This is a genomic window from Nocardia albiluteola (genome assembly GCF_018860155.1).
In the GTDB taxonomy this organism is placed as follows: domain Bacteria; phylum Actinomycetota; class Actinomycetes; order Mycobacteriales; family Mycobacteriaceae; genus Nocardia; species Nocardia albiluteola.
In genome coordinates, this window is the sequence record NZ_JAHKNI010000002.1 from 26,274 (window position 1) to 40,774 (window position 14,501).

Genomic DNA, 14,501 nt, shown 5'->3' on the forward strand with positions numbered 1-14,501 from the left:
GATGGGCGGGTGACCGTAGCCGACGCATCCAAATCCGCACGTCGCAACGAGCTGCTGGCCATCGCGGCCGGGCTGTTCGCCGAGCGCGGGCTGCGTGCTACCACGGTCCGGGACATCGCGGACGCCGCGGGAATCCTGTCCGGCAGTCTCTACCATCATTTCGATTCCAAGGAATCCATGGTGGACGAGATCCTGCGCGGCTTCCTCGAGGACCTGTTCGGCCGCTACCGCGAGATCGACGCCGCGGGCCTGCCGGCGCGGGATACGTTGGAGGCCTTCGTCACCGCATCCCTCGAGTCGTTCGACCGCTCGCACGCCGCGGTGTCGATCTATCAGGCCGAGGCCAAAAGACTCAGCGGCACACCGCGTTTCGAGTACATCGACGAATACAACCGGGAGTTCCGCGAGCTGTGGCGCAAGGTGCTCGTCGCGGGCGTCGCGGACGGCAGCTTCCGGCCGGAACTCGATACCGAACTCGCCCTTCGCTTCCTGCGCGACACCGTCTGGGTGTCGGTGCACTGGTACCGGCCCGGCGGCCGCATCACCGTGGACAACCTGGCCAAGCAGTATCTGACCATCGTGCTGGACGGACTCACGAATCCCGAAGCCCAGCACCAGAAGTAGGAGTTTTCCATGTCGGCACCCGCCCGTCGCCAGTATTCGCCCGTGCGCGAGGCCTATGTCATCGACGCCGTGCGTACCCCCGTCGGCAAGCGCGGCGGCTCGCTGTCGGGCGTGCACCCCGCCGACCTCGGGGCGGCGGCGCTGCAGGGTCTGCTGGGGCGCAACAGCATCGATCCCGCGGACGTCGACGACGTGATCGTCGGATGCGTGGACAACATCGGCCCGCAGGCGGGAAATATCGGGCGCACCATGTGGCTGGCCGCCGGATACCCCGAGCACGTCCCGGGCGTGACCGTCGACCGGCAGTGTGGATCCAGCCAGCAGGCAATCAATTTCGGCGCGCAGGCCATCATGAGCGGCACCGCCGAGGTGATCGTCGCGGGCGGCGTGCAGAACATGAGCGCCATCCCGATCTCGGCCGCGATGCTCGCCGGTAAGGAATACGGATTCGACTCGCCGTTCGTCGGCGCGAAGGGCTGGGACCACCGCTACGGCACCGGCGAGGTGTCGCAGTTCAACGGTGCGCAGCTGATCGCCGAGAAGTGGGACATCAGCCGCGAGGACATGGAGCGCTGGGCGCTGCGCAGCCACGACCGGGCGCGAAAGGCCATCGCGGAGGGCGCCTTCGATCGCGAGATCGTGCCCGTCGGCGACTTCTGGATCGACGAGAGCCCGCGCGAGACCAGCCTCGAGAAGATGGCCGCGCTCAAGCCGCTGAGCGAGGGCAGCCGCCTGACCGCCGCGGTCGCCAGCCAGATCTCCGACGGCGCGAGCGCCACCCTGCTCGCCTCGGACTGGGCCGTCGCCGAATACGGACTGAAGCCCCGCGCGCGCATCCACCACGTCAGCGCCCGCGGCGCCGACCCCATCTACATGCTCACCGCCCCGATCCCGGCCACCAAGTGGGCTCTCGAGAAGACCGGCCTGAGCATCAACGACATCGACGTCATCGAGATCAACGAGGCCTTCGCCTCGGTGGTCCTGGCCTGGCTGAAGGAGACCGGCGCCAACCCGGACAAGGTCAACGTCAACGGCGGCGCCATCGCCCTGGGCCACCCCCTCGGCGCCACCGGCGCGAAGCTCTTCGCCACCCTGCTCAACGAACTCGAACGCGTCAACGGCCGCTACGGCCTGCTGACCATCTGCGAGGGTGGCGGCACGGCGAACGTCACCATCATCGAACGCCTGAGCTGAGTTTCGCGTAACCCACTGGTGCGCGGCAACGGTAGTCGTTGCCGCGCACCAGGTTATCTCTGTCGGTTGCGCGAATTCTCAAGTGAGGGTTATCACCTGAACTGATGGATAACGTGCGGCGAGCTTGCGGTCCAGTGTCGCGAACGCAGCGCTGCTGGTCTGTGCGAACGCGGCCAAGTAGTCGTCGGTCCATAGTTTGTGACTGTTGTCGTTCTTTGCCGAAAATGCCCGGAACACCGCTTCGAGATCGGCGGGCTCGTCCGCCCAGAGCACGCGCTCGTCCTCGTTGAGCTGATCGACGATTCGCCATGCCGCACTTCGAGACAGCGCATCGGCTCCCATGACAGCGGGGTTGGAAAGCAGCCGAAGCAGACCGGTCTGGGTGACCCGGCACAGGAGCAGACCGTCGGCCTGTTCGCCGAACCAATTTGCCGCTGCCCTGTGGTGGGCATGCCTGCCCCACACCGCGGCATGCCACACTCCGACGTCGACCAGAGTCATTGGGCGTACTTTTCGATGTCCTCGGCCTCGAACGCGGCCGCGATGTCGGCGTTGGTGACGTCGACTTGCGGTTCGGCATCCGGCGCGCCGATCAGCGGAAACCCAACGCGTCCGCCTTTCCGCCCGCGCATCGTCGCGCCGATTTCGTGCGCCAGCGCCTTGGTGAATAGGTCCTTCAGGCTGATTCCGCGCTCGACGGCCGCGATCTTGGCAGCCTGCATCAGCTCCGCTGGCAGGTCGATCGTGGTGCGCATAAAAGCATATTAACACCGCCTGGTGGACGAGGCGGTGCTCCGTCCGCAACCACAGTGACCGGCATCGACCCGCCGGAGTGAGTCGTTCGAAGTGAACCCGAGGCCGCGCCTAGTGCGGGCGGCCGGCGGACTGGGCCAGTGCGGCATATATCCAGTGGTGGGCCTGGCCGATGGTGACGCGATTTCCGAAGAACCGGGCCGTCAGGGTCCAGTACCGATGAATCCGGTGATCGGTATCGGTTGCGCCGGTGAGCAATAGCTCACGAAAGCGGACCGAATCGCGTTCGCCTCGTGCGGCGGCGTGGGCGTCGACGAATCGGTCGAGTTCGCCGCCGCTGTATGGCCGCACGCGTGCGGTCACCAGTGGCACTACGTCCACCATGACCTCGCCTACGTCGCTGTACAGTCCGCGATGATTACGGATCAGCTCCGAGTAATTTCGCCAGAATTGCTGTCGCACCACATTGTTCATGCCAGGGTCGGCGACGAGGGCCGCCAGTTCGGCGTACGCGACGATCTCCTCGACGGATGGATCAGCGGGCGGTTCCGGGACGTTCCAGCATATCCAGCCCGCGGTGTCGCCGCCGCGGATCGGCGCGAGAATGCGCCGCCAGAATCGCACGAGGCTGTCGTGGACCGCGCCGGCGTCGTGTGCGGCGGCCAGCAGCGCGAGTAGCTCGGCCCGTCGTGGCGGGGTGGCCGTCTCGATCGCGCGCAGTGACGCGCGGCGCCACGCCAACGCCCTGAATTCGATGTCCAGGCGCGCACTTTCGCCGGCGATGGCCTCGGCGATCGACCGATCCTCGCGCAGCACCGCGGTGATCGGGCCCAGCCCGAGACCGAGTGCGCGCAACCGCCGGACCAGCAGCAGTCGTTCGGTGGCAGCCTCGGCGTCGAACATCCGATGCCCGCCCGGGCTGCGGCAGGACTCCAGAATGCCCTCGTCGCAATAGAACCGGATTGTGCGCACCCCGAGACCGGTGCGGCGCGCCAGCTCACCGATGCTCACCGGTGCACCCGACCGTGTGTCGTCCGTCACAACCTCTTGAACCTCCACCCCGGTGGAGCTTTTAGCGTACTGGCACCGCCGCTCGCGCACGAGCGGCGGACACCGAGATGTGCACCGAGAAAGGGTGGATTCGTGACTGCCACGCAGGAAGAAATCGTCGCCGGTATCGCGGAGATCGTCGAGGAGGTGACCGGCATCGACCCGTCGGAGGTGCTGATCGAGAAGTCCTTCGTCGAGGATCTGGACATCGACTCGCTGTCGCTGGTGGAGATCGCCGTGCAGCTGGAGGACAAGTACGGGGTGCAGATTCCCGACGAGGACATGGCGAGCCTGAAAACCGTCGGCGATGCGGTCTCATACGTTCAGAAGATGGAGGCCGAGAAACCGGAGCTGGTCGCGGAGCTGGAGGAAAAATTCAAGGAAGGCCAGTCGAAGTGAACCCGAGGCCACGCCATGGCCCCCGCAGTCACCGAGGTGATGCAGATGATCGCTGATCCACAATTGAATCCCGCCGCGGTCGAGCTCGGCAGCTTCCTGCCGCAGCCACCGGACACCGTGTGGCGAGCGTTGACGGACCCGGATCTGCTGGAGCGGTGGCTCCTGCGCCCGACCGGATTCGCCGCCTCGGTGGGAACCCGCTTCCGCTTCGTCCTCCCGCACCCATCGGTCGATGAGATGGACTGTGAGGTGCTGACGGCCCGTCCGCACGAACAGTTGACCTACAGCTGGACATATCTGCGGGCCGAATATCCCGTCCGATGGATCGTCGACTGGGCGCTGCGCCCGCAGGGTCGCGGCACACGACTGCTGTTGACCCAGACGGGTTTCGACGTCGAAGACCGTCGGCAGAAGATGGCGCGCAACGCCATGGAGCGAAGGTGGAAGCGAACGGTCCTGCCGCGGCTGGGCGAGGTGCTCCACTCCTAGCTCACCCGCGCTGCCAGGCCCGAACAGCCCGAATTCATCCCCCGCAGCGCCTACCGTTGGGGCTCGGGAGGTAGCCGAACGAGACGGAGGCGAGTCGCCATGCCGGACGAGGACGAGAAGCGGGCCATGCATCGGGCGCTGGTGGACGGCGTTCTGAGCGGGGAGGGGAAGGCGTCGGTAGAGGAGCGGGGGCGTGCCTTTCGGAGTGCGGACCTTCCGGAGGCGCTGCGGGGGCTGGTCGACAAGGTTGTCGGGCGTCCGGGGGAGATCGCCGATGCGGATTTCGAGGCGGGCAGGGCGGCAGGGTTCAGCGAGGATCAGCTGTTCGAGCTGGTGATCTGCGCTGCCGTGGGACGGTCGGCGCGGCTGTACGACGCGGGGCTCGCGGCGTTGGCCGCGGCGTCCGGCGGCGGGGAGGCCGGGTAGTGCGCCTCGAGATCCTGAACACGGGCTACCGGCCCGGGACCAAGGCCCTGTTCGCGCTCATCCGGATGTTCTCCGGGCAAGCGCTGCCCGACGCCGCGAAGCTGACCTTCTATCGCCCCGGCTTCTACGGCACCCGGGCGAAGAAATTCACCCACGCGGCGATGCGCGGGCCGTCGGGTTGGTCGGTGGCAGACCGGGAACTGATGGCTGCCTACGTTTCGACGGTCAACACGTGTGCGTTCTGCGTCGGCGCGCACACCGCCACCGCGGGGCAAGCCTTCCATGACGAGGCCAAGGTGCGGGCCGTGCTGACCGACCTCGAATCGGCGCCCATCGAGGACGGGCTCCGGGCGACACTACGCATGCTCGGCACGCTGACCACGGACGGAGCGGTCAGCGTCGACGACATGCGTACCGTACTGTCGACCGGCGTCTCACCACAGCAGATTCGGGACGCCCTGGCCGTCTGCGCCGCATTCGACACCACCAACCGGCTCGCCGACGCGTTCGGTTTCGAAATGCTCAGCGCCGAGGGCTTCGAGTCGGGAGCGAGGTTCCTGCTGAAGCGGGGCTACCAATAGCGTCGGATTCACCTCGAACCGAACTCTCACGGACCGCCGCGCAGGGACCCGACCAGCCGGATCGCGCACCTGCTCGGGCGGGTTCGGGCTGACGTGCGGGTCGGCCGGTGCGGCGGGTCGCCTACCATCGGAGTGTGAAGGTGCTCGGTGCGTGTCCGCTCGATTGTCCCGACGGGTGTTCGTGGGAAGTGACCGTCGAGGACGGCGTGGCCGTGAGCATGCGGGGGAACAAGAATCATCCGGTCACCCGGGGTGCGCTGTGCGTGAAGGTGAATCGGTACCTCGAGCAGGTCAATTCGCCGGATCGGATCACGTATCCGATGCGGCGGGTCGGGCGTAAGGGGGAGGGGAAGTTCGAGCGGATCACCTGGGATCAGGCGCTCGACGAGATCACCGCCCGGCTGATGGGGATCGTCGACGAGTACGGGGGCGAGGCGATCTGGCCGTTCCTGGGGACCGGGAGTCTCGGGTACATCCAGGGGCTGGAGGGGTTCGCGGGGCGGCGGTTCTTCAATGTGCTGGGGGCCTCGCTGCACGATCCGACGATCTGCTCGGTGTCGGGGTCGACCGGCCTGAAGTACACGCTGGGCACGGCCGGCGGCATGGATCCGGAGGATTTCGCCAAGTCCGAGCTGATCCTGCTGTGGGGGACCAATCCGCTGACCTCCGGGCATCACATCTGGAAGTTCATTCAGGACAGCGGGGCGTACACCATCGCGATCGATCCGGTGCGCAGCCGCACCGCCGAGCGCTGCGACGAGCATCTGGCCCCGCTCCCGGGCACCGATGCCGCGCTGGCGCTCGGGCTCATGAACGTCATCGTCTCGATGGGCGCGCACGACGAGCAGTACCTCGCCGAGCACACCGAGGGCTGGGACGAATTCCAGGGCCGCATCGCGGAATTCCCGCCCGATCGGGTCGCGGAGATCACCGGGCTGCCGGTGGAGAAGATCGTGGAACTCGGCGAGCGGATCGCCCGTACCCGCCCGACCGCGATCCGCGCCTCGCAGGGCATCCAGCGCCATGCCGGGGGCGGGATGGCGCTGCGCACGCTGGCCTGCCTGCCCGCCGTGACCGGTGATTGGGCGATTCCCGGTGGGGGACTGCACTATTCGACGAGCGGGCATTTCCAGCTGAACATGATGGACATGGTCCGCTTCGATCTGCTGCCGAATCCGGTGCGCATGCTGTCGCAGACCCGGATCGGCCGGGATCTGCTCGAACGCACCGATCCGCCGGTCAAGGCGCTGTTCGTGGTCGCGGCCAACCCGGTGGGCTCGAATCCCGACCAGCGCAAGGTGATCGAGGGGCTCTCGCGCGAGGATCTGTTCACCGTTGTGCTGGAACACTTTCCGACCGATACCGTCGACTACGCCGATATCGTGCTGCCCGCGACGATGCAGCCCGAACACCTCGACGTGATCGCCGCCTACGGGAATCTGTACCTGGCGTGGAACGAGAAGGCCGTCGAGCCGCCCGGCGAATGCCTCTCCACCACCGAGACGTTCCGCCGCTTGGCCCGGCGCATGGGGTTCGAGGAGCCGGCGCTGTACGACTCCGACGAGGAGTTGGCCCGCACGCTGCTGAAGGACTACGACATCGATCGCCTGCGGGCGGACGGTTTCCTCAAGGTCCCGGCGCGGCCCGTGCCGACGGAGAAGGTGATGTTCACCTCGCTGCGCGCCGAGCGGGCCGGGCACGATCCGCTGCCGGGCTACACGCCCCCGTCGGACAGCGGCTCCGGCCTGGTGCTGATTTCCGCCGCCCCACACCACTTCCTGAACACCACGTTCGGCTCCAACCCCGAATTGCGCCGCCGCGAGGGCGATTCCCGCGTCACCATCCACCCCGACGACGCGGCCGCCCGCGGCGTCACCGACGGCGCACCGGTGCTGGTCGCCAACGCCCGCGGCTCGTTCGAGGCGGTCGCCGAGGTGTCCGACCGCGTGCGCCCCGGCGTCGCGGCGACCACCAAGGGCCGCTGGGCGAAGTTCACCAACGGAGCCACGGTGAATGCGACCATCGCCGAACGCGATTCGGACTTCAACGGCGGTGCGGTGTTTCACGACAACCGGGTCGAGATCACTCCGCGCTGATCGAACCTTTCTCGGAGAGCGCGGCTCGCCCGATTCTCGATATCGACGAATCCAACTCGGCTACAACGTGATCGAACATCACGTATTGCGTCTGCTCAGTCGGGTGCCGTCGCAGTACTGATCAGCGAACGAGACGAGGCAGGTCGATATCGATGTCGAAAGGGACCGCTGTCTTCATGCGATCACGGATGATTCCGGTGGCGACATAGGCGCGGGTGGTGTCATCGAGCTCGTACGCGTGGATGACCGGAAGGCCGTTTTCCTCCTCGATACGCCAGTAGTGCGGGATTCCCGCGTGCGCGTACTTGAACGGCTTCAGTGACCGGTCGCGGTCGGCAGACTCATCCGAGACGGCTTCGATGGCGAGGGCGACCTCGTCGGGAAGGTATCGTGTGCGGTCCGGGTCGTACGGGACTGTGGCAGCAAGGACGTCGGGCTCGGGCCGATTTTTCCGGTTCAGTGTGATCGTCATTTCCCCGTCGATCACGAATCCTTCGGGAGCCTGATCGTCTAGTGCGGTCGTCAGCCGGGTGATGACGCGGGCGTGCCAGGACCGCTGCGGAGACATCCTGAAAATCAGCGCTCCATCGATCAGCTCGGTGTGTCGGGGGAGGTCGGATGCGTTGTCGAGGTCATCGGCCTCCCATCCGCTCGGCCGAGGCGGCAGCATCCAGGACGGGAGTGCTTCCCAGGCGGTTGTCAGCGGGTCCTCCCTTCGGGCTTCCCGGCCAGCCTATCCCGGTGCCAGCGGTAACGGGCATGAAGCAGGCCGCCACCGCGATGAGAGGAAGAGTCGGGCGGCCTTGTGGTGTGCTTGGCCGGCAGGCGCCGATTCGACAAGGGCATCGGCTACGGTCACGCGGACGTCTGCGGCGGTCGTCCGTCGGCCGCTACCGCGATAGGTGCGGCTGAACAACGGCTTGTGCTACCCCTTACTCGCTTCCGTGCGGGCCGTGAGGCTACGGAATACTTGCGCGGTATGCGTGCCGGGCTCGGCGCAATAGAGGATCACGCTCTGGTCGGTGTCGGAGATGCGCATGAGCTGGCATTCGAATTCCAGCGGACCGAATTCGGGATGGTTCACCCGCTTGCGGTGTCCGCGGCGGACCTGCACGTCGTGATCCGCCCACATGTGCGCGAAAAGCGGTGAGGTGCCGAGCAATTCGGTGACGAGCCGGGCGATCGCCGGATTGCCCGGGTAGCGGGCGTACGCTGCCCGCAGATCGGCGACCGTGCTGTAGGCGAAGGCCACGGCGGATTCGTCGTCCCAGTGCGGGTGGTCGGCGGGCTGCCGGAAGACCCAGCGGATCATGTTGCGGTCGGACTCGGGATGGCTGGACAGGTCGCCGATGAACGGCACGGCCGCCGCGTTCCAGTCCAGGATGTCGTAGGTCGCGTCCACGACGTAGGCGGGTGTGTCGACGAGGTTGTCGAGCATGATGCGCACCGATCGCGGCACGGTGCGATTCGGCCCGGCGAGTTGTGGAGGATTCTCGCCCGCGGTCCGGAACAGGTATTCGCGCTCGTCCGCGGTGAGCATCAGGGCCCGGGCCAGCGCGGAGAGCACCTGGCGAGAGGGATTGGAGCCGCGGGCCTGTTCGAGCCGGATGTAGTAGTCCACCGACAGACCGGCCAGCTGGGCCACCTCCTGGCGGCGCAGACCGGGTGTGCGCCGGTTCGTACCGTCGGGGAGTCCTACGTCGCTCGGGCGCAGCTTGCCGCGCCGGGTGCGCAGGAAGTCGGCGAGTTGTCTGCGATCGGCCATGCCTCCAGTGTGGCGCTCGGGGGTGAGCCATGGGTGGTACAACTTGGTCCTCCCCGGAGCGCTCGCGCGCTGTCACGCTGAGTTCATGACGACAACAGCACTGATCACCGGCGCCAACAAGGGCATCGGATACGAGACCGCCCGCCTGCTCGCCGCGCGCGGCATGACGGTTCTGCTGGGCGCGCGCAGCGCCGAACTCGGCGGGGCCGCCGCCGAGAAGCTGGCCGCCGAGGGCGCCGACGCGCATTTTGTGCAGCTCGATGTCACCGACGAGGAGTCCATCGCCCGCGCGGCCGAGCGGATCGAGGCCGAGTACGGCAAGCTCGACGTCCTGGTCAACAACGCGGGTATCACCGGCGTGTTCGACGGCGACGGCAAACCGTCCACGACCGGTCTGACGAATCTGCGAAATGTCTTCGAGACCAACATCTTCGGTGTCGTCGCGGTCACCAATGCGATGCTCCCGCTGCTGCGCCGGGCCGAGGCCGCCCGCATCGTCAACGTGTCCAGCGAGGTCGGATCCATCGGCGCGCAGATGAACCCCGACGGCCCGATGTGGGGCATGGCCTCGATCCCCTATGCCGCCTCCAAGACCGCGCTGAACATGGTGACCGCGCAGTACGCCAAGGAGTTGTGGGACACCCCGATCAAGGTCAACGCCGCGAACCCGGGCTACTGCGCCACGGATCTCAACGGGCACACCGGATTCCGTACGGCGGAGCAGGGCGCCGAACCCACCGTGCACCTGGCGACGTTGCCCGCCGACGGCCCGTCGGGCCAGCTGTGGGGCCACATCTGGGGCGGCGAGCGCGACGGCGAATACGGGCAACTGCCCTGGTGAAAGGCGCGTCTGCTGAGCGTGCGGGTGCGGGCCGCGTGCGTAGGGGAGGGGCGCTGTCCGCCCGCTCGCTCGACCAATAGTGGTACCATTAGTTGTACAACTAATATTGGTGACCGTGAGAGGCGCGCTAATGCCGACGAATATGCCGATCTCGAACGTGCGCAAGAACCTGTTCAGCCTGGTCGATCAGGTCAACGACGACCGAGACACCGTGACCGTGGTCACCAAGTCCGGGCGCAACGCCGTGCTGGTGTCCGAGGACGACTGGAATTCGATTCAGGAAACCCTCTACGTGCTCGCCACGCACGGCGGTGTCGAGTTGATCGAGTCTGCCGACGCCGCCCGTCGTGGCGAGTACACGGTGGTAGACCTCAGCGACGACGATGAGTGACAAGATCGGCTTTACCGAAAAGGGTTTGGAAGACTACGACTCGTGGGATCGCGACCCTCAGATCAAGAAGCGCATCAAGCAATTGCTGCGGGCTGCCGCGCAGGACCCGTTTCGCGGCATCGGAAAGCCGGAACCTTTGCGAGGACGACTGGCAGGTCACTGGTCGCGACGGATAACCCAGGAGCATCGGCTGCTGTACTTCGTGGATGAGAACGGGCTGGTGATCGTGATCGGTTGCCGGGGTCACTACGACGACTGACCAGCAGTCTCGGGAAGGCCTCGACGCCGGGCTGCCTCCTTGACGGCGGCGAGATCTTCCGGGGTGCGGCCCGCCCGCGCGATGCGAGGAGAGCGCGGGGGCGGGCCGCGGTGCGACCGGCTGGCAGGCGCCGATCACGCTGAGGGGGCCGCTCCGGCTTCGTAACGTAGCGCGGCGACGGCGTCGATACGCGCGATGGCCTCCTCGACGATGCGGTCGATGAGTTCCTGGCAGGTGGGCAGATCCTCGATGATGCCCGCGACCTGACCGGAGGCGAGCACGCCCGCGTGCGTATTGCCCTCCACCAGACCGGCTTTCAGCAGCATCGGAGTGTTGGCGGCCATGATGACCTGGGACCAGGTGAGGTCCTTATGCTTGCGCATGGCCAGGCCGTCCTTGACGATGGTCGACCACTTCATGCCGGTCATGGCCTTGAACTTGAAGGCATTGGAGACCGCGGCGGTGAGGCCACGGACGCCGCTGGAGTGCTCCAGCTTGTCGACTAGTTCGGTGTTGAGCACCCGGTGCGGCATGCCGTCGACCTTCTTGGAGACGACGGTGTCCATCAGTCCGCGCTTGAGGTACTCCTGCTTCACCGAATCCGGCACGCTCGAGTCCTGGGTGAGCAGGAAGCGGGTGCCCATCGCGACACCGGCGGCACCGTAGGACAGCGCGGCGGCCAGCCCTCGGCCGTCGAAGAAGCCGCCACCGGCCACCACAGGAATGTCGACGGCGTCGAGCACCGACGGGAGCAGCAGGGTCGTGGCGACGGAGCCGGTGTGGCCGCCGCCCTCACCACCCTGCACGATCACCGCGTCCGCACCCCACGAGGCGACCTTGACCGCGTGCTTGGCCGCGCCGATGGACGGCACGACCACCACGCCGTTGTCCTTCAGCCGCGCGATGAGCTCCTTTTTGGGGGCCAGCGCGAACGAGGCGACCTTCACGCCCTCGCGGATCATCAGCTCGCAGCGCTCGGTGGCGTCCGAGCCGTCGGCGCGGATATTGACGCCGAAGGGCTTGTCGGTCTTGGCCTTCGTCTTGGCGATGGCCTGCTCGAGTTCCTCGAAGGTCATGGTGGCCGAGGCCAGAATGCCGAGACCGCCCGCATTGGCGGTGGCCGCGACCAGACCGGGACCGGCGACCCAGCCCATGCCGGTCTGCACGATCGGGTGCTCGATGCCGACCAGCTCGGTCAGCGGCGTCCTCAAACGCTGAGCGGTCATGCCGTCACTTCCTTCTCGCGGAAGCCCTTGGGGTCCAGCACGGTCCGGATGATGGTGAGCTCTTCCTCGGTGGGCAGCCGGGTCTGCTCCGCCTCGCCGAGCCCAGCGATCTCGAACGAGGTGTTCTCGGCGACTTCGTCGGCGCCGACGCCCGGGTGCAACGACAGCGCGCGCAGTGTGTGGTCCGGGCCGCCGAAATCGAAGACACCCAGGTTCGAGACCACCCGGTGCAGGTGGTGGAACCGGTAGGCGGGATTCTCGGGATCGACCTTGTCGTAACCGATTCCGGAGACGATGTCGACGCTCTCGCAGAACACCCGCTTGTTGTGCCTGGGCACGAAGTAGCTGGTGGCGTGGTTGATGGTGTTGCCGGGCGCGCCGCGCACGCCGAACATCTGCCGGGTGGGCTGCTGCAACGGCCCGAACGCCGAGAGGTTCTGGTTGCCGTACCGGTCGATCTGGTTGGCGCCCATGACGACGTGCCGGCGGCCCGAGGCCACCACGTCGAACACCCTCGAGAACGGGATCCAGCCCTCGATGGGCGCCTTGCCGCCGATCGGGGGGACCTCGGCGAAGAACAGCGCCTCGCCGTCGGACAGCAGCAGGTCCGGCTCGAAGGTCAGCCGGGCCAGCCGCGCGCCGATGGTGGTGACGGTGGACATCGGGCTGGCCATGATCTCGCCCGCGCCCCGGAAGATCTCGGCGGCCGCGACCACGCAGATCTCGGCACGAGTAATGGTGCTGGTGTCGTTCACTTCTGCTCCTCCGCGAAAGCCTTGACGGCGGCCTGGTATTCGGCCTCGGAGACGTCCAGGTAGCGGGCCTTGAACTCGGCCCACGACTCGGGCGTCTTGGCGGCCTCGACGTAGTGGCGCTGGAACTTCTCGTCGCGGCCGTAGCTGCCGGAGAAGGTGAAGTGCGCGCCGCCGGGCGCCTCGACCACGCCGTCGACCATCATGCGATTGAGGATGAGGGCCTGGTGCGGAACGGCTTTGACCAGTTCGTCGGTCTCGACGAGACGGTCCACCGACAGGTACCGCTTCTCCGCGGACAGCGCGTACAGGTCGTCCATGTACGGGTCGACGCCCGTGTACGCGGCGTTGCCGTGCTTGTCGCCCAGATCCAGGTGCACGAACGCGGCGTCGAGGTTCAGAGCCGGCATCGCCACCAGGGTTTCGGTCTTGCCGTCGGTCGGATACGGCGAGGCAACGGTTTTCAGCTCGCCCTCCCAGAAATCGACCACGGCCGAACCCAATCCGGCGCGCGTGGGCAGGAACGGCAGCCGGGCGGCGGCGGCCTGCAGGCCGGACTTGACCATGCCCTCGTCCATCTCGCGCACGGTGATCGCACCCTCGGTACGCGCCTTGGCGAACCACGGGTCGTAGAACGGCGCGGAGTCCAGGGAGACGAAGCCGTAGTACGCCTTGCGCACCTTGCCCGCCGAGCACAGCAGCCCCAGGTCGGGACCGCCGTAGGTGACGACGGTCAGATCGGTGATATCGGACCGCAGCAGTGCTCGAACCAATGCCATCGGCTTGCGCCGCGAACCCCATCCGCCCAGGCCGATGGTCATTCCGCTGCGCAGCTCGCCGACGACCTCGTCGAGCGTCATTCGCTTGTCGCGCATGGCTTTCTACTTCCCCTTCTTCTGGGCGGCCAGATCGTCGTCGAAGCGCGCCCGGATCTCGTCGGCCACGCCCGCCAGGTTCAGCTCCATGGTGAAGCCCTGCTCGTAGCGGTAGGAGCGGTGCACGTCCTGCACGTCGATGCCGTTCAGCGCCTTCTTGGCGGCGCGGATGACGCGGCCGTCCTTGTTCGCGATGTTCTTGGCCACTTCCATTGCCGCGGCGTCGAGTTCGGCCCGCGGCACCACCTTGTACACCGAGCCGTAGTGGTGCAGCTGCTGCGCGGTGAGCTTGCCCGCGGTGTAGAACATGGTCCGCATCAGGTGCTGGGGGACCAGGCGCGCGAGATGGGTGGCCGCGCCCAGTGCGCCGCGATCCACCTCGGGCAGGCCGAAGGTGGCGTCGTCGGAGGCGACGATGACATCGGAGTTGCCGACCAGGCCGATGCCCCCGCCCAGGCAGAAGCCGTTGACCGCGGTGACGACCGGGACCTGGCAGTCGTAGACCGCAGCGAACGCCTCGAAGCAGCCGTGGTTGGCGCGGATCAGCGCGGTGTGCCCGCTGTCCGCGTTCATTTCCTTGATGTCCACGCCCGCGTTGAAGCCGCGACCCTCCGCGCGCAGCACGACCACGCGCGTGTCCTGGTTGCGCCCGGCCTCGCGGATCGCGTCGGCCAGGGCGAACCACCCGTCGGACGGCAGGGCATTGACCGGCGGGTAGTCGACGGTGACGACCTCGACGCCCTCGGATTCGGTGTGACGGTTGATCCCCATCCCAAGTCC

General features: G+C 67.0%; 19 protein-coding genes. 10 read left to right on the top strand and 9 right to left on the bottom strand.

Features of this window, described 5'->3' with window-relative positions:
- Window positions 1–9: 9 nt before the first annotated feature.
- Entirely contained in the window at window positions 10–624 is a 615-nt protein-coding gene (locus KO481_RS06065; RefSeq protein ID WP_215916019.1) for a TetR/AcrR family transcriptional regulator, read from the top strand.
- A gap of 42 nt (window positions 625–666) precedes the next feature.
- Window positions 667–1,818: an acetyl-CoA C-acetyltransferase gene (locus KO481_RS06070; protein WP_215916630.1), complete on the top strand. Its 1,152-nt coding sequence runs from the start codon at window positions 667–669 to the stop codon at window positions 1,816–1,818.
- 78 nt (window positions 1,819–1,896) lie between these two features.
- Here KO481_RS06070 and KO481_RS06075 read toward each other — a convergent pair whose 3' ends face one another.
- The 3 genes from KO481_RS06075 to KO481_RS06085 form a co-directional block, all read right to left on the bottom strand.
- Complete coding sequence (locus KO481_RS06075) at window positions 1,897–2,319, bottom strand: TA system VapC family ribonuclease toxin (protein ID WP_215916020.1); 423 nt, start codon at window positions 2,317–2,319, stop codon at window positions 1,897–1,899.
- On the bottom strand, window positions 2,316–2,573 hold the full coding sequence (locus KO481_RS06080; protein ID WP_215916021.1) for a hypothetical protein: 258 nt from the start codon (window positions 2,571–2,573) through the stop codon (window positions 2,316–2,318). The genes KO481_RS06075 and KO481_RS06080 overlap by 4 nt, the downstream gene beginning before the upstream one ends.
- A gap of 109 nt (window positions 2,574–2,682) precedes the next feature.
- On the bottom strand, window positions 2,683–3,612 hold the full coding sequence (locus tag KO481_RS06085; protein ID WP_215916022.1) for a MerR family transcriptional regulator: 930 nt from the start codon (window positions 3,610–3,612) through the stop codon (window positions 2,683–2,685).
- Between the two features lie 102 nt (window positions 3,613–3,714).
- Here KO481_RS06085 and acpM point away from each other — a divergent pair, with 102 nt between their 5' ends.
- The 5 genes from acpM to KO481_RS42780 all read left to right on the top strand — a co-directional run bounded on the left by acpM (window position 3,715) and on the right by KO481_RS42780 (window position 7,612).
- On the top strand, window positions 3,715–4,020 hold the full coding sequence (gene acpM, locus KO481_RS06090; protein WP_215916023.1) for a meromycolate extension acyl carrier protein AcpM: 306 nt from the start codon (window positions 3,715–3,717) through the stop codon (window positions 4,018–4,020).
- Between the two features lie 45 nt (window positions 4,021–4,065).
- The gene (locus tag KO481_RS06095; protein ID WP_215916024.1) at window positions 4,066–4,509 is read left to right on the top strand and encodes an SRPBCC family protein; all 444 of its coding nucleotides are present in this window, start codon (window positions 4,066–4,068) and stop codon (window positions 4,507–4,509) included.
- Between the two features lie 99 nt (window positions 4,510–4,608).
- Window positions 4,609–4,935, top strand: coding sequence for a carboxymuconolactone decarboxylase family protein (locus tag KO481_RS06100; protein WP_245400521.1), 327 nt, complete (start codon window positions 4,609–4,611; stop codon window positions 4,933–4,935).
- Entirely contained in the window at window positions 4,935–5,516 is a 582-nt protein-coding gene (locus tag KO481_RS06105; RefSeq protein WP_215916025.1) for a carboxymuconolactone decarboxylase family protein, read from the top strand. Before KO481_RS06100 ends, KO481_RS06105 begins: the two co-directional genes overlap by 1 nt.
- A 140-nt stretch (window positions 5,517–5,656) precedes the next feature.
- Window positions 5,657–7,612 (top strand): molybdopterin-containing oxidoreductase family protein, encoded by a 1,956-nt coding sequence (locus KO481_RS42780; protein WP_308166461.1) that lies wholly within the window; start codon window positions 5,657–5,659, stop codon window positions 7,610–7,612.
- Between the two features lie 121 nt (window positions 7,613–7,733).
- Here the strand turns inward: KO481_RS42780 and KO481_RS06115 are convergent, their stop codons facing one another.
- Complete coding sequence (locus tag KO481_RS06115; protein WP_281066032.1) at window positions 7,734–8,282, bottom strand: Uma2 family endonuclease; 549 nt, start codon at window positions 8,280–8,282, stop codon at window positions 7,734–7,736.
- A 255-nt stretch (window positions 8,283–8,537) separates the two neighbouring features.
- Window positions 8,538–9,377 carry a helix-turn-helix transcriptional regulator gene (locus KO481_RS06120; protein WP_215916028.1) on the bottom strand — a complete coding sequence of 280 codons (840 nt, stop codon included), beginning with the start codon at window positions 9,375–9,377 and terminating at the stop codon, window positions 8,538–8,540.
- A gap of 85 nt (window positions 9,378–9,462) precedes the next feature.
- Here KO481_RS06120 and KO481_RS06125 point away from each other — a divergent pair, with 85 nt between their 5' ends.
- The 3 genes from KO481_RS06125 to KO481_RS06135 all read left to right on the top strand — a co-directional run bounded on the left by KO481_RS06125 (window position 9,463) and on the right by KO481_RS06135 (window position 10,868).
- Complete coding sequence (locus KO481_RS06125) at window positions 9,463–10,218, top strand: SDR family oxidoreductase (protein ID WP_215916029.1); 756 nt, start codon at window positions 9,463–9,465, stop codon at window positions 10,216–10,218.
- A gap of 130 nt (window positions 10,219–10,348) precedes the next feature.
- Window positions 10,349–10,609: a type II toxin-antitoxin system Phd/YefM family antitoxin gene (locus tag KO481_RS06130; RefSeq protein ID WP_215916030.1), complete on the top strand. Its 261-nt coding sequence runs from the start codon at window positions 10,349–10,351 to the stop codon at window positions 10,607–10,609.
- On the top strand, window positions 10,602–10,868 hold the full coding sequence (locus KO481_RS06135) for a Txe/YoeB family addiction module toxin (RefSeq protein ID WP_215916031.1): 267 nt from the start codon (window positions 10,602–10,604) through the stop codon (window positions 10,866–10,868). Before KO481_RS06130 ends, KO481_RS06135 begins: the two co-directional genes overlap by 8 nt.
- Before the next feature lie 134 nt (window positions 10,869–11,002).
- Here KO481_RS06135 and KO481_RS06140 read toward each other — a convergent pair whose 3' ends face one another.
- Genes KO481_RS06140 through KO481_RS06155 form a run of 4 tightly spaced genes read right to left on the bottom strand, consistent with a single transcriptional unit; the run spans window position 11,003 to window position 14,492 of the window.
- On the bottom strand, window positions 11,003–12,094 hold the full coding sequence (locus tag KO481_RS06140) for an NAD(P)H-dependent flavin oxidoreductase (protein ID WP_215916032.1): 1,092 nt from the start codon (window positions 12,092–12,094) through the stop codon (window positions 11,003–11,005).
- Complete coding sequence (locus KO481_RS06145; protein WP_215916033.1) at window positions 12,091–12,849, bottom strand: CoA-transferase subunit beta; 759 nt, start codon at window positions 12,847–12,849, stop codon at window positions 12,091–12,093. The genes KO481_RS06140 and KO481_RS06145 overlap by 4 nt, the downstream gene beginning before the upstream one ends.
- Window positions 12,846–13,721 carry a CoA transferase subunit A gene (locus tag KO481_RS06150; protein ID WP_215916034.1) on the bottom strand — a complete coding sequence of 292 codons (876 nt, stop codon included), beginning with the start codon at window positions 13,719–13,721 and terminating at the stop codon, window positions 12,846–12,848. The genes KO481_RS06145 and KO481_RS06150 overlap by 4 nt, the downstream gene beginning before the upstream one ends.
- Before the next feature lie 6 nt (window positions 13,722–13,727).
- Window positions 13,728–14,492, bottom strand: a complete 765-nt coding sequence (locus KO481_RS06155) for an enoyl-CoA hydratase family protein (protein ID WP_215916035.1) — start codon at window positions 14,490–14,492, stop codon at window positions 13,728–13,730.
- Window positions 14,493–14,501 lie beyond the last annotated feature (9 nt).